The organism is Pelovirga sp. (assembly GCF_059864205.1).
Genome location: NZ_JCBCBS010000013.1, coordinates 1 through 1,878, shown reverse-complemented (window position 1 = coordinate 1,878; position 1,878 = coordinate 1). Strand labels below are relative to the sequence as shown.

Below are 1,878 nucleotides of genomic sequence, written 5' to 3'. Positions count from 1 at the left end.
GGCAACAAAGGATTCACGCGGATCACGGCCGGGTTTTTTTAACTCAGCAACGATATCGCGCAAGGTCGGCAGACCGACATCCTCACGCACATAGGCCTTCAGATCAATCTGATCGAGCAGCTCCGGGCGGCTGATCAGGGTCGCCACATCAATCCCCGCGTCCCTGGCCATGGTCGCCACTAACTGGTAGCGCTCGGGGTGAACTGCGGTATTATCGAGGGGTTCACTGCCCTGACGAATGCGCAGAAAGCCGGCAGCCTGTTCAAAGGCCTTCTGACCAAAACGGGGAACCTTGAGCAATTGTTTGCGGGTAGCAAAAGCTCCCTGCTCATCACGATAGCGGACAATCCCTTTCGCCAGATGTTCACCAATTCCCGAAACGAACCCGAGCAGCGCCCAACTGGCGGTATTGAGATCAACGCCGACATAGTTGACGCACGATTCAACCACCTGATCGAGGGATTTTTTCAACGCACTCTGGCTGACATCGTGTTGATATTGACCAACACCGATATTTTTAGGATCGACCTTGACCAACTCGGCCAGGGGATCCTGCAGGCGTCGGGCGATGGAGATGGCGCCGCGCACGGTCAGATCAAGATCAGGGAACTCCTCGCGGGCGATATCGGAAGCCGAATAAACGCTGGCACCAGCTTCACTAATCATAACTACCGGTAGTTTTTTACCAGCCTCCTTGAGCGCCGCGCGGACAAACTGCTCCATTTCACGCCCGGCGGTGCCGTTGCCAATCGCCACCATCTCAATGTCATGCTTATTGATCAGCTGCAACAGATCCTTCCCGGCACTGCCTGCCCGACCACCCCCGGTATGGGGGTAAATGGTAACATGGTCGAGAAAACGGCCAGTTTCATCCACCGCCGCCAATTTGGACCCGGTTCGTAAACCAGGATCAACCCCGAGCACCCGACGGCTCCCGGCCGGAGCGGCGAGAAGCAGATTGCGCAGGTTCTCGGCAAACACCCGGATCGCCTCTTCATCAGCCTGCTGCTTGGCCTGCAGGCGCAACTCCACCTCGATGGAAGGGGTGATCAGGCGCGCGTAGGCATCAGCAACAACCGCCAGCAACCATTCCCGGCAGGCGGAACCCTTGGGTATCAGCAGCTGCGCCAGACGTGCCAGAATCTCTTCCTCCGGCGCCTCGATCTGCAAGCGCAGAAACTCTTCTTTTTCACCCCGGCGCATGGCAAGCATGCGATGGGAGGGGATCTGTTTTAGCGGTTCGCTGAAATCGTAGTACATCTCGTATTTACTTACCGCCCCTTCCTTGCCACGGGCCGGCCCAGAACGGAAGATCCCCTGTTCCCAGGTCAGCTCCCGAACCAGTGCTCTGGCCGCGGCGGTGTCGGCAAACTGTTCGGCAACAATATGACCGGCTCCCTGCAAGGCCGCAGCCTCATCCGCAACCCCCAGTTCGGCGTTAACAAAAGGCGCAGCCAACTGGTGCAGATCAATCGCAGCGCCCTTAGCGGTAAGAAGCTGTTGCGCCAGGGGTTCGAGCCCCTGTTCTTTGGCGATGGTCGCCTTGGTACGGCGCTTCGGCTTAAAGGGCAGGTACAGATCTTCCAGCTCCGTCTTCTGCCGGCAGGCAAGAATGCGCGCCTGCAACTCCGGCGTCAGCTTGCCTTGTTCATCAATGGTTTTAAGAATCGTCCGGCGCCGTTCGTCAAGTTCCTTATGGTAAGCCAGCCGTTCTTCTATCAGGCGAATCTGCACCTCATCGAGTTCGCCGGTCGCCTCTTTGCGGTAGCGGGCAATAAAGGGAACCGTGGCCCCTTCTTCCAGCAAGGCAACAGTCTGCTTGATTGATCCCGGCGCCAGGCCGGTATCCTCGCGCAGCAGGGCGATCACATCCAACGG

General features: G+C 58.1%; 1 protein-coding gene. It reads right to left on the bottom strand.

What is annotated here, in order from left to right; all coding sequences use genetic code 11:
- Positions 1–1,875 (bottom strand): Tex-like N-terminal domain-containing protein (locus AC6F7T_RS00985; protein WP_500716087.1); only part of this gene is annotated, 1,875 nt, incomplete at its 3' end.
- Positions 1,876–1,878: the final 3 nt, after the last annotated feature.